Origin of the sequence: Vibrio hangzhouensis, assembly GCF_900107935.1 — a bacterium.
Lineage (GTDB): Bacteria > Pseudomonadota > Gammaproteobacteria > Enterobacterales > Vibrionaceae > Vibrio > Vibrio hangzhouensis.
On sequence record NZ_FNVG01000010.1, the window covers coordinates 153,179 to 171,219 of the forward strand.

An 18,041-nucleotide genomic window follows, 5' to 3' on the forward strand; every position below is an offset into this window, starting at 1 on the left:
TTTAAATAATTGAGTTGCAAAACATCGTAACTCGCAAACTGTACACGATACAAAATAGGCAAATGTATGAGTGATGTTAACAAAGTTGAGAGTGCTGAAAAGCATGGCATGGAGTGGAAGTCCTTTTTCTTCATCTGTGCCGTTTTCTTCCCTCTTTTGAGTGTAGCCATCGTTGGTGGTTACGGATTTATCGTTTGGATGCTTCAAATCTTTGTATTTGGTCCTCCTGGTGTTCACGGCTAATTGCATAGCCTATTTATCAATCACGATATTCAAGAGAGTTAGTCATGAAATCCTTTTTTATCAAACTTTGGCGCACCATCAGCCGTCCAGCCGTTCATATCAGCCTGGGCGTACTGACTGCGGGTGGTTTTATCGCTGGTGTTATTTTCTGGGGTGGTTTTAACACGGCACTAGAAGCCACTAACACCGAAGAGTTCTGCATCAGTTGTCACACCATGCGTGATAACGTCTACGTCGAACTGCAAGAAACTGTTCACTGGAAAAACCATTCGGGTGTTCGTGCAACATGCCCGGATTGCCACGTTCCTCATAACTGGACCGACAAAATCGCTCGTAAGATGCAGGCTTCCAAAGAGGTGTTCGCGCAGGTCTTTGGTGATCTGGATACACCAGAAAAATTTGAAGCTCGTCGCTTTGAACTGGCTCGCCACGAGTGGGACCGCTTTTCTGCGAACAAATCACTAGAATGTAAAAACTGCCACAACTATGAGTCGATGGACTTTGAGCAGATGTCTCCGACCGCTCGTATTCAAATGAAGTCTGCTGCTGAACGCGACCAGAGCTGTGTCGACTGTCACAAAGGTATCGCACACAATCTTCCTAAAGATATGGAAAGAGCCAGCGGTATTGTGGGTGACCTTGAGCAAGTCGCTAACAGTACTTCTTACTCAAAAGACTCGACGGTTGTGTCTATTCGTCATCTACCTCTGTATACCGATGAATCGGCTGCCACAGAAGCAGGTCTGCTAAGTCCGGCAAGTAAAGTTAAGATTCTGGATGTGAAGGGCGATATGATCAAAGTTGAAATTGATGGCTGGCGCAAAGCAAAAGGCTTTGGCCGCGTAATCCAGGAAGACTTTGGTAAAAATATCTCAACGGCAATCCTGACTCGTGAAGTGTCGCAAAGCAGTGATGTACATGTGGGTGCGAAGAAAGAAGATGAGCTAACGGGCTTGCCTTGGGAAGAAGTGGCTGTAGATCTATGGATGAAACAAGAATCTATGGTGTCAGACTTTACTCCAATTTGGAACGCAGCGGGTGAAGCGTATCAAACCAATTGTTCGACCTGTCACACTCAGCCAGACGTTGCACACTTCAGTGCTAACGGTTGGGTAGGCATGCTAGACGGTATGATCGCATTCGTGAACTTCGACACAGATACAGAAGCTCTTGTACTTAAGTATCTTCAGAAGCACTCTTCAGATTACGCTGAAGGTCACCATTAATAGACGTCAATTGGAGTAATAAAATGGCAATTACAAGAAGAAGCTTCCTTAAAGGCGTTGCGGGCTCAAGTGCAGCAACACTGATTGGTCCGAGTTTGCTCGCTTCAGCGTCTGCGAGTGCAGCGGAGACGGACGGTACCTGGAAAACATCTGGCTCTCACTGGGGCGCATTTCGCGCCCGTGTTTGGGGGGGGAAAGTTCAGGAAATCAAACCTCTTGACGTAGACAAATACCCAACGGATATGCTCAATGGCATCAAAGGGATTATCTACAGCCCGTCTCGTGTACGTTACCCAATGGTTCGTCTGGACTGGCTGAAAAAGCACAAGTATGCACCGGAAACCCGTGGTAACAACCGTTTTGTTCGCGTGACCTGGGATGAAGCTCTGGATTTGTTCTATCGTGAGTTGGAACGTGTTCAGAAAGATTATGGTCCATGGGCTTTGCACACGGGGCAAACAGGTTGGCGCCAAACAGGGCAGTTCCACAGTTGTACTAACCACATGATGCGTGCCATGGGTCTTCATGGTTATTCGGTGAAGAAAGTTGGTGACTATTCAACAGGTGCTGGCCAAACCATTCTTCCTTATGTTCTTGGTTCTACGGAAGTTTACGCGCAGGGCACCTCTTGGGAACTGATCCTGGAAAACAGTGACAACATCATTCTTTGGGCAAATGATCCAGTGAAAAACCTGCAGGTTGGCTGGACGTGTGAAACTCACGAGTCATTTGCGTATCTGGAGCAATTAAAAGAGAAAGTAGCGAAGAAAGAAATCAACGTTATTTCTGTTGATCCAGTGAAGAACAAAACTCAGCGCTATCTTGAGAATGATCACCTGTATGTGAATCCTCAAACTGACGTGGCATTCATGCTGGGTCTGGCTCACACCATGTACAACGAAGATCTTTACGATAAGAAGTTCATTGACACGTACTGTCTGGGCTTTGAAGACTTCATCAAGTACGTTCAGGGTGAGACAAAAGATAAAGTAGAAAAAACCCCAGAGTGGGCGGCAGAAATCTGTGGTGTATCAGCGGATCAGATCCGTGAGTTTGCTCGAATGTTGGTCAAAGGACGCACACAGTTACTGTTCGGCTGGTGTGTACAGCGTCAGGAGCACGGCGAACAACCATACTGGATGGGGGCGGTTATCGCTGCCATGATAGGTCAAATTGGTTTGCCTGGTGGAGGGGTGTCCTATGGCCACCACTACTCTGGTATCGGTGTACCTTCAACAGGTTTTGCAGCGCCAGGTTCGTTCCCGCTGAACATCGATCAGGGTCAAACGCCAAAGCACACGAACCAGGATTTCAATGGCTATAGTCGCGTTATTCCAGTGGCGCGTTGGGTAGACAGTCTGTTAGAACCAGGCAAGAAGATTAACTCTAACGGTTCAGTGGTAACCCTGCCAGACCTCAAGATGATGGTATTCAGTGGTAACAACCCCTGGCACCACCATCAGGATCGCAACCGAATGAAGAAGGCGTTCCAAAATCTGCATACCGTGGTATCGATTGATTTTGCCTGGACGGCGACATGTCGTTTCTCAGACATTGTACTGCCTGCCTGTACACAGTGGGAGCGAAACGATATCGATGGTTACGGTGCGTATTCAGGTCGTGGCTTGATTGCGATGCACAAACTGGTTGATCCTCTGTTCCAGTCTAAAACGGACTTTGACATCATGACCGGACTAACTGCTCGTTGGGGTCGTTCAGATGATTATACCCGTGGTATGACGGAAATGGAGTGGGTGAAATCGCTGTACAATAACTGTAAAGATGCCAATAAAGGTAACTTTGAACTTCCTGAGTTTGAAGAGTTCTGGGAGAAAGGTTTCCTTGACTTTGGTACCGGTAAACCATGGGTAAGACACGCCGCATTCCGTGAAGACCCAGAGATCAATGCGCTGGGTACACCGTCCGGCTTCATTGAAATCACCAGTCGTACGATTGGCAACATGGGCTACGAACATTGTCAAGAACACCCAATGTGGTTTGAAAAGTCTGAGCGTTCACATGGTGGACCAGGGTCTGATAAACACCCGTACTGGTTGCAATCTTGCCACCCTGATAAGCGTCTGCACTCTCAGATGTGTGAATCAGAAGAGTTCCGGGCGACGTACGCAGTACAAGGCCGTGAGCCTGTGTACATCAACCCTCAGGATGCTAAAGCAAAAGGTATCAATGATGGTGATCTAGTGCGTGTCTTCAACGATCGTGGGCAATTGCTTGCGGGCGCGGTAGTGACAGACAGTTACGCGCCTGGTGTGGTTCGCATCGAAGAAGGTGCCTGGTATGGACCTCTTAACGAGAAAATTGGTGCACTTGACACCTATGGCGATCCAAACACATTGACTCAAGATATTCCATCGTCTGAGTTGGCACAGGCTACGTCTGCGAATACATGTTTGGTGAACTTTGAGAAATTTACCGGCAAAGTACCACCTGTGACCTCATTCGGTGGCCCAATCGAAGTGGTATAATTTCCAAGTACTTACTCATAGTTTTAACTAGTACACAAAACCCATCCATAAGGATGGGTTTTTTTTTACCTAACAATATACTCATTAGGTAACTTCCCCAAAAATGGTCGAGGAATTATGACCGAATATATTCCGATTTCTTCAGAGTTAGACGCACTGGCCATCAACTCTGATATCAAAGTCTCTCTACAAGGCAAAGAGCTCAGTTTTGAATATGTGAGCCTTCATTTTGAGCCGCTACCCTCGCGCACCGCACTGGTTCAGTTTGAAAATCAAGTAGAGTCGGGTGCTTATGTTTTAGGTGACGGTTTCCAGATGTTGTGTCAAACGGCTGGTAAATTGGGTAGCTTCATTGATGTGGGTCGTTGCCCGGACAATAACAGCAGTTACCGGATCTACCCAGAGGATGCCCCTCGTCGATTCTATAACTACCTGGTTGTCGAGCAGTCGACCGGATTTCATCTTTATGGTTTTACATCTTGTCACCGCTTTGCCGGCTACTTCGAATTACAGCACCGCAGCAATGGTGTTGATATTGTTGCGTTTATCGATGGTGAGTCCAGTGAACCGCAGCACTGGGAAACCAGTCAATTGGAGTCGCTAACCGTCTTACACGGCGACAGCCTTGAATCGGTCTACAATGAGTACGCCAACCTGATCTCCAACCATCATCCAAACCGAATCGGAGTGTCTGGAGATACACCAATCGGTTGGTGTTCCTGGTATGCTTATTACGCAGACGTTACTAGACAAAACGTGATGGAAAACGTCAAAGTGATGGAGGAGAAACTGTTCGATTTAGAATGGGTATTGCTCGATGATGGTTATCAGGCATTTATGGGCGATTGGTTAACGCCATCCGATAAGTTTGAAGGAGGCGTCAAGTCGTTGATTGCCGATATCAGGGCGAAAGGGAAAAAACCGGCCATCTGGATGGCACCATTTATTGCTCAAGCTGAATCGGAGGTATTTCGAAACCATCCCGACTGGTTCCTGCGTCATGAGTCCGGAGAGTTGCTTAAAGCCGAGGATGTCACCTACGGCGGTTGGCGTTGTACGCCATGGTACATTCTCGACGCGTCTCACCCAGAAGTTCAGGCGCACCTATGCGATGTTGTCAGAACCATGCGTGAGGAATGGGGGGTAGAATTATTCAAGCTTGATGCGAATTACTGGGGAACGCTGAAAGGTAAACGCTATCAGCAAGGTGTCACGGGAGTAGAGGCTTATCGCTTGGGAATGGCGGCGATTAATGAAGGGGCAGGGGGAGCCCTCATTCTGGGTTGCAATGCACCTATGTGGCCATCGCTGGGTTTAGTGGATGCGATGCGGGTTTCAGATGACGTAGAACGCCAGTCCGATCGCTTTGAACAGATAGCAAAAGAAACTTTCTATCGCAGTTGGCAACATCAGCGAATCTGGCTGATAGACCCTGACTGTGCGACGTTTACTTCATTGCCGAATCAGGGAACTGATAGAGCAAGTTATGAGTTTCATCGGAATGCCTTGTTGGCAAGCGGCGGGTTACTGCTATCGGGAGATCCGCTACCCGAGTTGACGCCCTTCGCAGAAGAAACGCTGGCCAGATTAGTATCCCGTCAACGTCATACCACGCGTGCGTCGATCTTTACTTCGCTCTCGATGAATCACGCAACGTTAAAGTTGTCTGAGGAGCGTCGATTGCACTGTTTGTTCCACTACAACGACGATGTCAGTGAATACACCCTGACGACGGAATACCCCTGCGATTGGTTTGATTACTGGAGTGGTGAGAAGCTGAACCAGGATCCAATACAGATCCTGCTGGTTCCGGTTAATCCAGGCCTTGATAGCCGGGCCATTGTGTCAGTCATTCACATTCCGAACTAGCTCCAATCACAGTTCGAACAACCAATAGTACCCGTAGCCAACAACAAGCGCGGGGACGGCCGAATAAAAGGTCGCCGCAATGGCGGCCTTAGGCGCTAGTGCAATGGCTGGAAACAGAGCATCACCATCATTGGAGATAGCATTGGCGATCTGACCGGACATGGGTACAGACCCAGTAAGGTAAAGTCCGGTTATCAGGATTTGTGGGCCGCAGCCGGGTAATAGGCCGACGACCATTCCAATCAGGGGCATGTAAGGGCCGTATCCCGATAAGGCTCTGGCTAGGTCGATGTCTGCGAAAAGGAACAAGAGCTCAAAAGCCAGAAAGGCGCTAATGACCCATGCACTGACAAAGTGGGTATCCTGAGCCGCTTTCTGGATTGGGTGTGAGTACGAGACTTTGTGGCCTTCTGCGACCGTTTTTTGATGGCCTTTGATCTCATTGGTGCAAGCCCATAGGCACATCATTACTACTGATAGTATTGCACCTAACCACTCAATACCGTGCTCAGGCAGTCTGAGCTGTTCATTGACGTCAATTTGCAGAGATAGAGTAATTGAGACAAATAGTGCAGGAGCTATCAACCACTTCCAAAACTGACCCTGTAAGTTCATGGCGACCTGTTGGTTTGTAGAAGGTGTCTGAGAACTATCACACGGGCAAGCATTAAGGGAGCGGTGAGGCAGATCTTTCTGTATGCCTGATGTTGGACGAAGAAAGTCAGCACAGTGAAGATGATTGACCAGAAATCCCGTCAGAATACCGACAACGACTCCCAGCAAGACTAGGCCAATTCCAACATTGGGTTTGCTGGCAAGAATAACAAAGGCCGCGTCGCCCATCGTCGCAGTCAGCACGGCAACCACAGAGCCAAAGCCTACCCGACCTGTGACAAATTGAGTGGTGACGATGATGGCGCCACCACAACCAGGTAAGGCACCCAGCAGGGATGAGAAAACCACTTGGTGATGAGGAGAGTGATGGTATAACTCGACCAACCGATTTGGGCTGGAAAATAGCCGGGCAATCAGATGGTAAAGGATTAATGTGAACGCTACGTAGCAAGAGACAGCCCAGAATGCGTCGGAAAGGGCGTGTACCGCAGTTTCTCTTGTGTCGTTTGCGACCAGTAACGTCAACATGACTACGGGCAAAAGCATGCGCTTATGTCTTGGTGTGAAAGGCTCCAGTTTCAACCCATTGAGCAAAGGAAATTTTTTAACGAATTGCATAAGTGAAAATGATATCAAATGAGAATTATTATCAACTATAGTTGCAGTGATAATGATTATCAATAACCTTTTTAACGGTGCGTCTCTCAAGAAATTGACCAAATCGCATATCAATCGATGACAAATTCAGAAATTCAGGTAAAGTATCGTCCCTCGTGAGATGTAAACAGGCGAATACGCCTGAGTGATCAGAATTAGTTAGGAAGCAAAATGATTTTAGTTGTCGGTCATAAGAACCCAGATAGTGATAGTATTTGTGGTGCACTCGTTGCTGCAGAACTTCTAAAAGCTCGTGGTCTTGAAGCGAAGCCTGTTCGTCAAGGCGAAATCAACCGTGAAACTCAGCACATCCTTGCAACGGCAGGTGTAGATCAACCAGAACTTCGCACTAGCGTAGCAGGTGAAAAAGTATGGTTGGTGGATTACACAGACCTTGCACAAGCACCAGATGATATTAATGAAGCCGAAATTCTGGGTATTGTTGACCACCACCGTCTGGGTGACGTGATGACGGTTAACCCGCTTGAAGCTTGGATTTGGCCGGTAGGTTGTACTTGTACTATCCTATTTAACCTTTTCAAAATGGAACAAGCTGAAATCACGCGTCCACTGGCAGTTCTGATGATGTCGGCAATTCTTTCTGACACGGTCGGTTTTGCATCTCCAACCTGCACTCAAAAAGACAAAGATGCAGTTGAGGAGCTGGCGAAGATCGCTGCTGTTGAAGACTTAGATGCATTTATCAAAGATCTTCTGATTGCGAAAACAAACATCGAAGGTCTGTCTGCAGCAGAGCTTGTTGAAAAAGATCTGAAGGCATACCCATTCAACGGTCGTGACGTTGTAGTTGGTCAGGTTGAGCTTGCGACACTTGAGCAAGTTGACGGCATGATCGAAGCGCTAGAAGCTGATCTAACTCGCCGCTGCGAAGAAGAAGGTCTGGCTTTCGCTGCAGTGATGCTAACTGATATCACAACAGCTCAAACTCGTCTAATCTACAAAGGTGAGTGGGCTGAGAAGCTGGTTAAGCATGAGAAAGACGGCATGCTTATGATGGAAAATACACTAAGCCGTAAGAAGCAAGGCTGGCCTTGGCTACAAAACGAGCTCGTGTAATTTTTCACCGAGTCTGACAGAGCCCTGGTAACCATGACCAAGCGTCATAGGTGCTGGGGCTTTTTAATTCCGCTATTCTAGAGTTAAACCTAATCTCTAGAGTTATAAATAAGCAAAAAGGCGCGCTGCAATGGCATTAGAACAACATCAAATTGATGAGATCTCTCGTTACGATGAAGAGAAGAGACTGAAGTACAGTGTGAAAACTATGGTGCAGGAACGTCAAATCTGGATCCTGACGGACGAGCACGGCTGCGTAATGCTCAACACAGAAGATGAAGATTGTGTCCCGGTATGGCCGCATCAAGAGCTTGCGGAGCAATGGGCTACAGGCGAATGGGATAACTGCAAAGCCGAAGCGATTTCACTCAACAAATGGCACAGCCGCTGGACATATGGTCTAGAAGACGATGAGCTTGCGGTTGTTGTGTTCCCAAATCAAAACGAGGAAGGCGTAGTGCTGTTCCCGGATGAGTTTGATTTTGAGCTTAAAAAGCAGGCTAGTAAATCTCGTTGATAACTGGCGTCAATAAACCGTAATCAGATATTTCTCACGGTAGGCAGAAAATCAAACATAGGGTAGACTCATCGTCTCTCTTTCTCTGCTTACTGTTTGTTATGTCGCGACTTTTTTTACTTCTCTCTACTTTCGTTTTCACCTCTTTCACTCATGCTTCAAATAAAGAGGCTTGGGATACCTTCAGCGACATTGGTGCTTATGGTCTGGTTGGACTTGCAGCAGGATTGCCTGCCTATCAGGGCGACTGGGAAGGCGTGTGGCAAGCGGGCTTGAGCATTGGCTCGGCATCTGCGATCGGTCTGGTGGGCAAGTATACTATTGATGCACCACGTCCTGACGGCAGTGACAATAAAAGTTTTCCTTCCAATCATACTGCGAACGCGTTTGCCTCTGCAACGACGCTCCATATTCGGCATGGTTGGCAGGTTGGTCTGCCTGCTTATGGTGTCGCCGCTCTGGTCGGCGTTGGTCGAGTTCAGGCTGAGAAGCATTACTGGCGTGATGTCGCTGCGGGAGCTGCCATTGGCGTGTTTACCGGTTGGTTGTTTACCGACACACTGGATGACAATGTTCAGCTTTTGCCTTGGGCGAGTTCGAAAGGGGCGGGGGTTTCGGTTACCTATAACTGGTAATACCAAGCTCAACAAGTCGTCATCCTTGATAAAAGTAATGACGACTTGATCAGCGTGTCATTTGGTTCGACGTTAGTCGCGCTTCCAAAGGATATGACAGAACTTATTGTCAGGGTCACGGCTCACAAGTAGGCGAGCGAAAACGTCATCCAAAACGTCATCGTCTTCGTTGACAAGACCGATGCGGACTTCCGCGTAACTCTCATCCACGTCAAAACCCACATGTTGAACCCAATCTGAACCTGTCTCGACCACCTCTGCAGCACCGCGGTCATCAAATTGTGCGGTGAACAGGATCACATCGGCAGCTTCCAGATTGTCCGGTGCCATTTCCAGAAAGATATCGTAAGCCGCTTCGATGACGTCATCGTATGAAATCAGTTCAGACATAAGTTACGCTCGGTTCATGTATTTACGTTCAGCTGTGTTAATCACAACACGGTCACCTGTTGCAATATACTCAGGCACCTGAACCGTCAGGCCTGTAGACAGGCGAGCTGGTTTCGTGCGAGCAGAGGCAGAAGCGCCTTTGATCGAAGGGTCGGTTTCTTCGATAACTAGTTCAACGGAAGAAGGTAGTTCCAGACCTACCGCACTACCGTTTACCAAGATAACTTGAACACCTTGAGTGTCTTCGTTAATGAATAGCAAATCGTCTTCAATCTCATTTTGTTTGAAAGTGAATTGACTGTAATCTTCGTTGTCCATGAAGATGTACTCGTCACCATCAACATAAGAGAAGGTAACGTTACGCTTGTTCATCTCAACGGTTTCAAGTGTGTCGTCAGACTTGAAACGCTCATCAACTCTTGAGCCTGTTGCTAAATCAGTGCAACGTAATTTGTAAATCTTTGCACCACCACGACCGCCAGGAGTCGTTACTTCGATATCTTTGATTAGCAACGTCTTGCCATTTGATTCAATCGCAAAACCTTTTTTTAGCTCACTTGCCTTAGGCATGGAATGTTTCCTTCGTTTTTGTTTAGACAATCAATTATACGTCCGAAATTAGCCTTTGCTCAAGATGCAAGTGATGGCTCAACTCAATCAATTGTTGATTGAAACTGCCAGACCTCAACCGTAAAATATGCCTATTCTCAGTCGATCAAAATGAAATCGTGTCAACGTCAACCCCACTATCAACGCTGATTCCTCAACCGGAATACATCCCAGTCATTGAAGACCTGATTGCTTGTTTGACAACAGGTTTCAGGACAAATCTACACAGTGTTTATGTTTATGGTTCAGTCGCACAAGGGCGAGCCATACCGAATGTATCAAATCTGGATGTCGTGGTGGTGACCCGCGAGCCATGCAAAGACAGTCAAAGCTCCCTGTTTAATACTATCAATTGGCGTTTTCAGCGTGAGTTCGCTTTTGTTCGTGGACTATCGATTCGAACGGCACTAGTCGCGGAAGTTGCCTCGTTAGAAGCTCTGTTTACCTGGGGCTTTCTGCTAAAACAATGCTGCGTAAACGTTATGGGCGATGATCTCGCTGAGTGCTTTGGGGAGTATGTACCCAGCTGGGAAATTGCCAAACAGTGGAATATGGACATCGGTCAAACGGCTCTGGAGCATCGACAACAAGTAGCGTTGGCTAACAGTCAACAAGAGATGTTGGTTAGCCAGCGGCAGATGGCTAAAAAGCTTCTTCGTGCTTCTTATGGTCTGGTAATGCATAAAACCAGACGCTGGCTAGATGATCCCGTGGCCTGTGGTCAGCAATTTCTGACTGTCTATCCAGAACGTGCTCAGACCATAGAGCGATTGGAAATATTGTTGGGTACACGGGCGATCCCTAAACGTTCGGTCGTCGCTCTGGTGGATGAGTTTGGCCCTTGGTTAGCCAAAGAGTACCAAAAACTGGAATTTAAGATTGGTTAGCTCTCTGGCCACGAATTGTGATTTTAAGGGATCAAAACAAGCCCATTTGCGGGGCACTGAGATCGTCGAAGTTTTGCCCGATGAAAGGAAGAATAGCCTCAGCGACCGGGCGTAGCTGTTTATCAATGTAATGCTGATAATCAATGGGAGAGCGCTGGTACTCTTTTGGCTCCGGACCATTAATCGTGATGACGTATTCAATCCGGCCACGATTCTGATATTGAAGAGGCCTGCCCAATTGTTGATTGATTTCGTCAGCCATCCGTGCGGCCCTGACCTGCGGAGGAATGTTTTTCTGATACTCGTGCAGCTTTCTTCGTAATCGCTTTTGATACACCAATTGATGGTCGAATTCACCGCGAGCTGTACTTTCAACGAATGAGCGAACGTATTCAGAAGGGTCTTGGTTATGAAATACCATTCTATACAGATGCTGCTGAAATTCTTGTGCCAGCGCGGTCCAGTCGGTTCTGGCACTTTCTAGTCCTTTAAAAATGAGTCGCTCATTTTCGCCCTCACCAATTAATCCCGCATAACGCTTTTTCGATCCGGTTTCTGAACCTCTGATCGTTGGCATCAAAAATTTGTGGTAGTGCGTCTCGTACTCAAGTTCAAGAATCGAATTAAGGTTGTATTCGTCCTTTAGATACGTAGACCACCATAGATTAATGGAACTGACTAACTGGTTTCCAATTTTGTCGGCATCTTCCGGCGTGAACTTACCGTTAAGAGAAACAAAGGTAGAGTCCGTATCGCCGTATATCACCTGATATCCTTGCTCTTCGATAAGTCTCCTGGTGGTCTTCATGATTTCATGACCACGCATGGTGATAGAAGAGGCGAGTCGAGTATCAAAGAAGCGGCAACCCGACGAGCCAAGCACACCGTAAAATGAATTCATGATGATTTTGATCGCTTGTGAAAATGCTTTTTCGTTATTAGTTTTTGCGACATCGCGTGCTTTCCACAGGTCTTCGATTAAGTTCGGTAGAAAATGCTGCGTTCTGTGGAATTGACCTCCTCGAAAACCTGCTACAGCCTGGTGGGATTCTTTGCCCAGTTCCAGTTTTAAACCTTCGATAAGTCCCATCGGATCGATCAAAAATGAACGAATGATCGATGGATACAGGCTCTTGAAGTCCAACACCAGAACCGAATCATATAGACCAGGAATCGAATCCATAACGTACCCGCCAGGACTCGCGATCCAGTTTTCGGGGTGCAGGCTAGGGGCAGCATAGTGTGAGCGATGCAGGCGCGGCAAATAAAGGTTGGTAAATGCGGCGACAGAACCGCCCACTCTATCAAGTTCGACGCCAGTCAGTTTTGTCCGCTCAATAGCGAACTGAAGCAGGTGAGTGTGTTCAAATATGCGGTTCACTAACACACAGTCCTGCAGGTTATACCTGGCCAGTGATGGTTTGTCGCTACGGAACATACTGTTGATCTCACTCATCCGATCGTGAACATTGTGAATTGCTTTCCCTTCACCGAGCAGCTCTTGCGATACAGACTCCAGTGACCAGGAGCGGAAATTGTAGGTTGCCGTCTTTAAGGTATCGATGCCATCCAGCACAACGCGTCCGGGAATAGTAATAAAGCTCTGCTGACTTGAGGGGAGAGTTCTGAAGTAAGTGCGCTGTTCGTTACGCCCAAGTGACAGAGTGACTTTATTGATTTCCGCTCTTTTGTGGAGCAGTTTGAAGTCGAAGTCAATAACGCTCCAACCCACAACAACATCGGGGTCGAAGGCCCTAAACCAGTCATTGAGTGCCAATAGTAGCGCTTTTTCGTCTATAACCCATTGAGTTGGAGTGTCAGTGGGTTGGGGCTCTCCAATCATAATGACCCGACTGTCTCGTTCGCTATCAAGACCTATCGAGTAGAGCTCTCCTTTTTCTGAGCATTCAATGTCCAGTGAGACAGTATGCAGCGTAGGAGAGTAATCATCCGCCTTGCATTTTGCCTGGGTAATACGAATAAACGAATTAGGTGTATTGGCGTTGACGACTTCGCTGTGGCCAACCACCGCCAGGCTTCCCTGAATAAAACGTTCCATCAGAAAACGGTCCGCAAGCTTAATATCGGCTTCCAAGACTAAAATGTCATTACTCAGAAGAATGTCGTTCAACTGACGGGCAGAAGCGATAGTCGGACAATAGACAGCTGCAAGGCTTTGACCTTCGAAACTTTTAAGTGTAACGGGCTTGAGTTCAGCAGCGATACCTGCGACTTTCGCCAGATCTCTCACCGTCTGAACTGCCTGTTGCGGCACAAAAAACACCGGCCTCTGACCTTCAATCAGAACTTGGGTGGGTCCGTACTGAGTGGAGAGCCACAATTCAATCTGAGGCCCCAGACGGGTATCTCTGGCTTGTCGGGTTAACAGAAACCCCTTATAGATGTTCAACTAGGTTTTTTCCTACTAGCGCGAGTCGCTTAACAAAGTGTTACTCAAAATATCAGCCATGAATGACACTGTAAGGGGGAATAGTGTAACAAACACCAACAAAGAGCGAAATTCGATAAATATCAACTAAACTGTATAGGTAAAGTGGAGATTTTATAATAGTGATTTATATCGAGTTTTTGTACCTTAATAGCATATGATGTGATTTGAGTTTCATAGTGGCAAGGGCACACTTTATCTTGATAAATCGAGGGGTTACGGTCATAGTGTATGAGGTTTGTCTAAAATGTAACCTGATGATTTTAAAGTTTTTATGATTGACGACTCTGCTTCTTCATCGTAATGTGTTTGCCAGAGTGTGTGCCCATGCGCGTTTGTGTGTGAGCAATTAGATTTTAAATGAGGTATGATAGTTAGCCATGCTGCTATCCACTAACCTCAAGTGGTCGCAGAGCCAATAGATAAGTGTGGAGATACAAGTTTGATTAATGTTTTCCTTGTAGATGATCACGAACTGGTTCGCACAGGGATACGACGTATTATCGAAGACGTCCGTGGAATGAATGTGGCAGGGGAAGCTGACAGTGGTGAAGAAGCCGTAAAATGGTGTCGCAGCAACCATGTTGACGTCATTTTAATGGACATGAATATGCCTGGTATTGGCGGTTTGGAAGCAACGAAGAAAATTCTACGCCACAATCCAGACGTTAAGATCATCGTATTGACAGTGCATACGGAAAACCCATTTCCGACCAAAGTTATGCAGGCCGGTGCGTCAGGTTACCTGACAAAAGGCGCGGCTCCTGATGAAATGGTAAACGCGATTCGTTTGGTTAATAGCGGTCAGCGTTATATCTCTCCAGAGATTGCCCAGCAAATGGCGCTCAGCCAATTTTCATCAGCTTCTGAAAATCCGTTCAAAGATCTCTCTGAACGTGAACTTCAAATCATGATGATGATTACCAAAGGGCAGAAGGTGACGGATATCTCCGAGCAGTTGAGTCTGAGCCCTAAAACGGTCAATAGTTATCGTTATCGACTGTTTAGCAAGTTAGATATCAATGGTGATGTTGAACTGACTCATTTAGCTATTCGACACGGAATGTTAGATACTGAGACCCTATAGCTGAGACAGTATCGTGTCGGAACACAATTTTGATTCAACATCCTTTCTCAAGACTGTAACGAACCAACCCGGCGTCTACCGTATGTATGACGCCGAGTCGGTGGTCATCTATGTTGGCAAAGCCAAAGATCTCAAAAAACGCCTTTCTAGTTACTTTCGCAAGCGTGTTGACAGCGAAAAAACCCGAGCGCTCGTTAGTAATATTGTCAAAATAGATGTCACGGTGACTCACACTGAGACAGAAGCGTTGATTCTCGAGCACAACTACATTAAGCAGTATCTGCCAAAGTACAATGTGCTGCTCAGAGATGATAAGTCTTATCCCTATATTTTTCTCTCAGGGCACAAGCACCCCAGACTGTCTATCCATCGCGGAGCAAGACGCAAAAAAGGTGAGTACTTCGGGCCGTACCCCGACTCCGGGGCGGTGCGACAGACTCTTCATCTTCTGCAAAAAATTTTTCCGGTCAGACAGTGTGAAGACTCGGTTTATGCCAATCGCAGTCGTCCATGTTTAATGTATCAGATCGGGCGCTGTGCCGGGCCTTGCGTAAGCGCGATAATCAGTGATGAAGAATACCAGGACCTGGTTGGTTTGCTGCGCCTGTTTTTGCAGGGAAAGGACAACACTGTGCTGCAAATGCTGGTGGATAAAATGGACGAGGCGAGTCGCACTCTTAAGTTTGAAGACGCCGCGGAATTTCGCGATCAGATTCAGGCCATCAGACGGGTTCAGGAACAGCAGTTTGTGTCAGAAGACAGTGACGATGATATGGATGTTCTTGGCTTTGCTCAGGAGAACGGAGTGGCGTGTGTTCATATCCTGATGATTCGACAGGGTAAGATTCTGGGAAGTCGCAGCCATTTCCCGAAGATCCCCAATAATACTGAACAGTCGGAAGTGTTTTACAGCTTCCTGAGCCAGTATTACTTGAATCAAACAGAATCAAGAACTATCCCGACTCGCATTATTTTAAATGACAACCTGATAGAAGATGTCTCCGATATTGGCCAGGCATTGACTGAAATTGCCGGTCGTAAAGTCATGTTCCACGTTAGCCCGACCGGTGCACGTGGCCGTTATCTAAAATTGTCTAATACCAACGCATTGACTGCTATTACGACCAAAATTAATCATAAGATGACCATCAATCAGCGCTTCAGGGCACTGCAGGATGCGCTTGATATCGACAGTATTACCCGAATGGAATGTTTCGATATCAGTCACACAATGGGCGAGAATACCATTGCATCGTGTGTTGTGTTCAACCAGGAAGGCCCAGTGAAGCAGGAGTATCGTCGATACAACATTTCAGGCATCACCGGAGGCGACGATTACGCGGCGATGGGACAGGTGCTGGAACGTCGTTATTCAAAACAAATCGATGTAGATAAGATCCCTGACATTATTTTTATTGATGGGGGCAAAGGGCAGTTAAACAGGGCGGTTGAGATAGTCTCCAACTACTGGGGAGACTGGCCTAAGCGTCCACTTATGATAGGTATCGCAAAAGGCGTTACGCGTAAGCACGGTTTGGAGACATTGATCACTCCTCAAGGACGAGAGTTCAACATGCCAGCTGATGCGCCAGCTCTGCATCTTATTCAGCATATTCGGGATGAAAGCCATAATCATGCTATTGCCGGCCATAGAGCAAAGCGTGCCAAAGCAAGACGAACCAGTCCACTCGAGGGAATTGAAGGTGTTGGACCGAAACGACGGCAGGCACTCCTCAAATACATGGGGGGATTGCAAGAACTTAAGCGAGCGAGTGTAGAAGAAATCGCCAAAGTACCAGGAATTAGCAATTCTTTGGCAGAAAACATCTATCAAGCATTGAAACACTAAAGAAAATCCCGCAACATAAAGACGCAGTAGAAAAGAGCCGATAACAATATGCGTTTAAACATTCCTAACATTCTGTCTTTGTTGAGATTATTTCTCATCCCGGTATTCATTGTCGTGTTTTACCTCCCATACAGCTGGGCGCCATTCGCCTCCGCTATGGTTTTCTGGGTGGCGGGATTCACCGACTGGCTAGATGGGATGTTGGCAAGAAAACTTGGCCAAACCTCGCGATTTGGGGCGTTTATTGACCCTGTCGCTGATAAAGTACTTGTAGCCACGGCGCTAATTCTGATTACAGAACATTTCCATAGTATTTGGGTGACTATTCCTGCGGTAACGATGATTGCGCGAGAAATCATTATTTCGGCTCTGCGTGAGTGGATGGCGGAAATTGGTAAGCGTGCGAGCGTTGCGGTTTCTTGGGTCGGCAAAGTAAAGACAGTGACTCAGATGTTTGCGCTTTGGGTACTGATCTGGCGATATGATGATTGGATGGTCTGGGTTGGCTTTGTTGCGTTGTATGTTGCAACGGTCCTTACCTACTGGTCAATGTTCCAATACCTGGCCGCGGCCAAGGATGATTTGTTGAACGCAGATAATGAATAGTGGTTAGGAAGAGGCGAGCGATATGCTCGCCTTTTTTGACACTTATGAATGAGTTATCAGTGCAGTTCGCCTTTTTAACCCTCTTTCAAATACTAACCTTCGTGGACCAAACTGGACTGAAGATAAGCTGGATTACAAGTTTTCTAGGCAAAAATGTGTATGTTTTTGCTAGAAAATTGAGCAAATTGGCGCTTTTTGGATGTTTCTTAGTCAAACGATTTAAAATATTAAAAAACGTGTTGACTCATTTTCCTGATTGCGTAAAATGCCTCCCGTACTCAAGAGGAACTGAACAAAACAAAGTGAACAACAGGTTTTGTTAACAGGTTTCAGAGTAACAATTAAGGCGCCTTGGCAGAGTGGCTATGCAGCGGATTGCAAATCCGTGGACCTCGGTTCGACTCCGGGAGGCGCCTCCATTCTCTCTTTGAGAATGTGCGACACTAGCTCAGTTGGTAGAGCGCAACCTTGCCAAGGTTGAGGTCACGAGTTCGAACCTCGTGTGTCGCTCCAAATTATAGTGATATGGCCTTGATGGCGGTATCAAGATGGTGTCTCCATCGCAAAGGATTTTGCGTGCCCTGGTGGTGGAATTGGTAGACACAAGGGATTTAAAATCCCTCGACGTTCGCGTTGTGCCGGTTCAAGTCCGGCCCGGGGCACCATCTCAAAATTAAGTCTGAAAAGACAAATGCGACACTAGCTCAGTTGGTAGAGCGCAACCTTGCCAAGGTTGAGGTCACGAGTTCGAACCTCGTGTGTCGCTCCAAACACTAAAACCCTAGCAGAAATGCTGGGGTTTTTTCGTTTTAGATTTCGTCCGCAATGGTTGATTTGAA

The 18,041-nt window shown here is 46.9% G+C and carries 15 protein-coding genes and 4 tRNA genes; 15 read left to right on the plus strand and 4 right to left on the minus strand.

The features are described from left to right. The first annotated feature begins 66 nt into the window (after positions 1-66). The 4 genes from torE to C4S60_RS12045 all read left to right on the plus strand — a co-directional run bounded on the left by torE (position 67) and on the right by C4S60_RS12045 (position 5,824). Positions 67-243, plus strand: coding sequence for a trimethylamine N-oxide reductase system protein TorE (gene torE / locus C4S60_RS12030; RefSeq protein ID WP_006075126.1), 177 nt, complete (start codon positions 67-69; stop codon positions 241-243). A gap of 44 nt (positions 244-287) precedes the next feature. Continuing rightward, entirely contained in the window at positions 288-1,469 is a 1,182-nt protein-coding gene (torC, locus tag C4S60_RS12035; RefSeq protein WP_103880594.1) for a pentaheme c-type cytochrome TorC, read from the plus strand. Positions 1,470-1,492: 23 nt separating this feature from the next. After that, on the plus strand, positions 1,493-3,955 hold the full coding sequence (gene torA, locus C4S60_RS12040) for a trimethylamine-N-oxide reductase TorA (protein WP_103880595.1): 2,463 nt from the start codon (positions 1,493-1,495) through the stop codon (positions 3,953-3,955). Positions 3,956-4,072: 117 nt separating this feature from the next. Beyond that, positions 4,073-5,824: a glycoside hydrolase family 36 protein gene (locus C4S60_RS12045; protein ID WP_103880596.1), complete on the plus strand. Its 1,752-nt coding sequence runs from the start codon at positions 4,073-4,075 to the stop codon at positions 5,822-5,824. Positions 5,825-5,830: 6 nt separating this feature from the next. Here the strand turns inward: C4S60_RS12045 and C4S60_RS12050 are convergent, their stop codons facing one another. Then, positions 5,831-7,057 carry a putative manganese transporter gene (locus C4S60_RS12050; protein WP_103880597.1) on the minus strand — a complete coding sequence of 409 codons (1,227 nt, stop codon included), beginning with the start codon at positions 7,055-7,057 and terminating at the stop codon, positions 5,831-5,833. 210 nt (positions 7,058-7,267) lie between these two features. On the opposite strand from C4S60_RS12050, the gene C4S60_RS12055 reads away from it, so the two are divergent. The 3 genes from C4S60_RS12055 (at position 7,268) to C4S60_RS12065 (ending at position 9,325) form a co-directional block, all read left to right on the plus strand. Continuing rightward, complete coding sequence (locus C4S60_RS12055; protein ID WP_103880598.1) at positions 7,268-8,173, plus strand: manganese-dependent inorganic pyrophosphatase; 906 nt, start codon at positions 7,268-7,270, stop codon at positions 8,171-8,173. Between the two features lie 130 nt (positions 8,174-8,303). Further along, a complete protein-coding gene (locus tag C4S60_RS12060) occupies positions 8,304-8,690 on the plus strand; it encodes a DUF2750 domain-containing protein (RefSeq protein ID WP_103880599.1) in 387 nt (128 codons plus the stop codon). A gap of 101 nt (positions 8,691-8,791) precedes the next feature. Next, positions 8,792-9,325 (plus strand): phosphatase PAP2 family protein, encoded by a 534-nt coding sequence (locus C4S60_RS12065; RefSeq protein ID WP_103880600.1) that lies wholly within the window; start codon positions 8,792-8,794, stop codon positions 9,323-9,325. 72 nt (positions 9,326-9,397) lie between these two features. Here the strand turns inward: C4S60_RS12065 and C4S60_RS12070 are convergent, their stop codons facing one another. Further along, positions 9,398-9,715 carry an HI1450 family dsDNA-mimic protein gene (locus C4S60_RS12070; protein WP_103880601.1) on the minus strand — a complete coding sequence of 106 codons (318 nt, stop codon included), beginning with the start codon at positions 9,713-9,715 and terminating at the stop codon, positions 9,398-9,400. Positions 9,716-9,718: 3 nt separating this feature from the next. Beyond that, a complete protein-coding gene (gene efpL, locus C4S60_RS12075; RefSeq protein WP_103880602.1) occupies positions 9,719-10,285 on the minus strand; it encodes an elongation factor P-like protein EfpL in 567 nt (188 codons plus the stop codon). A 158-nt stretch (positions 10,286-10,443) separates the two neighbouring features. On the opposite strand from efpL, the gene C4S60_RS12080 reads away from it, so the two are divergent. Then, positions 10,444-11,211, plus strand: a complete 768-nt coding sequence (locus C4S60_RS12080) for a nucleotidyltransferase domain-containing protein (RefSeq protein ID WP_103880603.1) — start codon at positions 10,444-10,446, stop codon at positions 11,209-11,211. 31 nt (positions 11,212-11,242) lie between these two features. Here the strand turns inward: C4S60_RS12080 and C4S60_RS12085 are convergent, their stop codons facing one another. Further along, positions 11,243-13,621, minus strand: a complete 2,379-nt coding sequence (locus C4S60_RS12085) for a DNA polymerase II (RefSeq protein WP_103880604.1) — start codon at positions 13,619-13,621, stop codon at positions 11,243-11,245. 481 nt (positions 13,622-14,102) lie between these two features. Between C4S60_RS12085 and uvrY the strand changes: the two genes are divergently transcribed. The 7 genes from uvrY to C4S60_RS12125 all read left to right on the plus strand — a co-directional run bounded on the left by uvrY (position 14,103) and on the right by C4S60_RS12125 (position 17,971). Further along, entirely contained in the window at positions 14,103-14,747 is a 645-nt protein-coding gene (gene uvrY, locus C4S60_RS12090) for a UvrY/SirA/GacA family response regulator transcription factor (RefSeq protein WP_103880605.1), read from the plus strand. Positions 14,748-14,760: 13 nt separating this feature from the next. Beyond that, positions 14,761-16,596 carry an excinuclease ABC subunit UvrC gene (uvrC, locus tag C4S60_RS12095; RefSeq protein ID WP_425275126.1) on the plus strand — a complete coding sequence of 612 codons (1,836 nt, stop codon included), beginning with the start codon at positions 14,761-14,763 and terminating at the stop codon, positions 16,594-16,596. A gap of 48 nt (positions 16,597-16,644) precedes the next feature. After that, positions 16,645-17,202 (plus strand): CDP-diacylglycerol--glycerol-3-phosphate 3-phosphatidyltransferase, encoded by a 558-nt coding sequence (gene pgsA / locus C4S60_RS12100; protein WP_103880607.1) that lies wholly within the window; start codon positions 16,645-16,647, stop codon positions 17,200-17,202. Between the two features lie 345 nt (positions 17,203-17,547). Next, positions 17,548-17,621, plus strand: a tRNA-Cys gene (locus tag C4S60_RS12110). An 18-nt stretch (positions 17,622-17,639) separates the two neighbouring features. Beyond that, positions 17,640-17,715 (plus strand) — tRNA-Gly (locus C4S60_RS12115). A gap of 65 nt (positions 17,716-17,780) precedes the next feature. Further along, positions 17,781-17,867 (plus strand) — tRNA-Leu (locus tag C4S60_RS12120). A 28-nt stretch (positions 17,868-17,895) separates the two neighbouring features. After that, positions 17,896-17,971: transfer RNA gene (locus tag C4S60_RS12125), tRNA-Gly, on the plus strand. Positions 17,972-18,041 lie beyond the last annotated feature (70 nt).